Genomic DNA, 3089 nt, shown 5'->3' on the forward strand with positions numbered 1-3089 from the left:
GGCGGGGCGACCTGGATGCCGAGGTCGCCGTCGGGCTGCTGTCCTCCCCGCTCGGGGGCGCCGACGCCGTCGGGCTGCGGCGGCTGCGGCGAGCGCTGCGCGCCGAGGAGCTCGCCGGCGGCGGGGGCCGGGTCAGTGACGAGCTGCTGGTCGAGGCGCTGGCCGATCCCGTCCGCACCGCGACCCTGCCCGCGGCGGTGCGCCGGGGCGCGAGCCGGCTCGCCCGGGTGCTCGCGGCCGGCCGGGTGGCGGCGGACTCCCCGAATGCCACCGCTCAGACGGTGCTCTGGGCCCTGTGGTCGACGGCGGACCTCGCCGAGGGCTGGCGCCGGTCGGCCCTCGCCGGCGGTGCCTCCGGGGCGCGCGCCGATCGAGACCTGGACGCGGTGCTCGCGCTGTTCCGGGCGGCGGAGACCTTCGTGGACCGGCTGCCGCAGGCGCCGGCGGGCGCGTTCCTCGACTACCTGCAGTCCCAGGACCTGCCCGCCGACAGCCTCGCCGCGCGTGCCGCGAGCCGGGACTCCGTCGCGGTGCTCACCCCCGCCGGGGCAGCGGGTCGGGAGTGGGACCTGGTGATCGTCGCGGGTGTCCAGGAGGGCACCTGGCCCGACCTGCGCCTTCGGGACTCGCTGCTGGGGGCCCAGTCGCTCGCGGACCTCCTCGCGGGCCGGTCCCCGGACGCCGCCGGGGCGGGCGCGGCGGCACGCGCCGCGGTCCTCGCCGACGAGCTGCGCTCGTTCGCGGTCGCGACGTCCCGCGCCCGCACGACGCTGCTGGTCACCGCGGTCGCCGACGCCGACGAGCAGCCGTCGGCGTTCGTCGACCTGGTGCAGCGGCCCGAGCAGGTACCGCCGGATGCGGCCTTCCCGGACCGGCCCGACGAGGAGCGCGACCCGCGCCTGGTGGCCGCACCCGTCCCGATGGACCTGCGCGGGCTGGTGGGGGCGCTGCGGGCCCAGCTCGAGGAGAGCGTGGCGCTAGCACCCGGTGACGTGGGGACCGACGGCGGGAGCCCGCGGCCCGACCGCGGCGCGGCCCAGCTGCTGGCCACCCTGGCGCGTGCAGGCGTCCCCGGCGCCGACCCGCGCGAGTGGTACGGCCTGCCGGACACCTCGACCAGCACCGCGCTCTGGGCGGACGACGAGCTGGTGCCCGTCTCGCCGTCGAAGGCCGAGACGGTCAGCACCTGCGCGCTGCGCTGGGCGCTGGAGGCCGCCGGCGGTACGGTCGCCGACGGGACCAGCCAGACGCTCGGGACCCTGGTGCACTCGATCGCGCAGGAGCTCCCGGACGGTACCGAGGGCGAGTTGCTCGGCGAGCTGGACCGGCGCTGGCGCGAGCTCGGGCTCAAGGACGGCTGGCCCGCCGTCGCGGAGCGGCGCCGCGCCGAACGCATGGTGCGCCGGCTCGCGGAGTACTTCAAGGGCGCCGGTACCGCGCTGCTGCGCGAGGCCCCGTTCAGCCTCGAGCTCGACCGGGCGCTGCTGCGCGGCGTCGTGGACCGGGTCGAGGACGTGGGCGACGGCGCGGTGTGCATCGTCGACCTCAAGACGGGCAAGCGCGCGCCGAGCGCGAGCGAGACCGCCGAGAACCCGCAGCTCGGCAGCTACCAGCTGGCGATCGACGGCCAGGCGTTCGAGGGGCTCGAGCCCGGCACCCGCAGCGCCGGCGCCCAGCTCGTGTTCGTCGGGGACATCGGCAAGGGACCGACGGTCCGGGCCCAGGGAGCGCTGGGCCCGGAGACCGACGCGCCGTCGTGGGCTCGCACGATGATCAACGACGTGGCCGCGACCATGGCCTCGTCGGCGTTCACGGCCTGCGCGAACGACCTGTGCGCGATGTGCCCGGTGCGCACCAGCTGCCCGCTGTACGGCGAGGGCCGGCAGGTGGTCGAGTGAGCCCGATCTCCGCGCTGCGGATCGCCGAGCTGCTCGGCCGGGACACCCCGACCCCCGACCAGGTCGAGATCATCGAGTCCCCACTCAGCCCGCTGCTCGTCGTCGCCGGGGCGGGCTCGGGCAAGACCGAGACGATGGCGGCGCGCGTGGTGTGGCTGATCGCCAACGAGCTCGTCGCGCCCGAGGAGGTGCTCGGGCTGACATTCACCCGCAAGGCGGCCGGCGAGCTGGGGGACAGGGTCCGGCTGCGCCTGCGGCGGCTCGCGGCCGCGCTGCGGGCCACCGGCGCGGTGCCCGCACCCGCGGCGGGCGAGCACCCCGGCCTCGACCTCGCCCGGCCGACGGTCTCGACGTACAACTCCTACGCCGCGTCCCTGGTGACCGACCACGCGCTGCGGCTGGGCATCGAACCGACGTCGCGCCTGATCCGCGATGCCGGGCAGTGGCAGATCGCGACCGCCGTCGTCGAGTCCTGGGCCGGTGACCTCGACACCGACGCAGCGACGTCGTCGATCGTGCAGGGGTTGCTGGCGCTGTCGGGCGCGCTCGCGGAGCACCTCGTGGAGCCGGACGACGCGGCCGAGCAGATCGAGTGGCTGATCGAGGAGATGGTCGAGGTTCCGAGCTCGGGGGCCAAGGTGGGGCCGTACGCGGCGACCGCCAAGCTGCTCACCTCGCTCGCCGAGCGCCGCCGGCTCATCGACCTCGTCGTGGAGTACCGCCGGCGCAAGCGGGTCGCGGACGTCATCGACTTCGGCGACCAGGTCTCGATCGCCGCCCGGCTCGCCCGCGAGGTGCCGGCGGTCGGCGACGCCGAACGGGCCAGGTTCAAGGTCGTGCTGCTCGACGAGTACCAGGACACCTCCCACGCGCAGCTCGAGCTGCTGTCCGCCCTGTTCGGCGGCGGGCACCCGGTGACCGCCGTCGGCGACCCGCACCAGTCGATCTACGGCTGGCGGGGAGCGAGCGCGGGCGGCCTCGGGCGCTTCCCCGAACGCTTCCCGGTGCTCGCCGACGGCGTGGCTCGACCCGCGCCGGTGCGCTTCCTGTCGACGTCCTGGCGCAACGACCGGGCCATCCTGGACGCCGCGAACCTGGTCGCCGGCCCCCTGCGGACCCGCCGTCCGGCCCCGGCCGACGACGACCTGGCGAGCGACGCCGATCACGACCTGGCGGGCGTCGCCGACGCTG

The 3089-nt window shown here is 76.3% G+C and carries 2 protein-coding genes; both read left to right on the forward strand.

Translation table 11 applies throughout. The annotated features are described in order from the left end of the window. Nucleotides 1-1898 (forward strand): PD-(D/E)XK nuclease family protein (locus VIM26_RS11530; protein WP_331951264.1); only part of this gene is annotated, 1898 nt, incomplete at its 5' end. Next, nucleotides 1895-3089: ATP-dependent helicase (locus tag VIM26_RS11535; protein ID WP_331951266.1), on the forward strand; the 1195-nt coding region annotated here is incomplete at its 3' end. The genes VIM26_RS11530 and VIM26_RS11535, both read left to right, overlap by 4 nt.

The organism is Pengzhenrongella sp. (assembly GCF_036565025.1).
Lineage (GTDB): Bacteria > Actinomycetota > Actinomycetes > Actinomycetales > Cellulomonadaceae > Pengzhenrongella.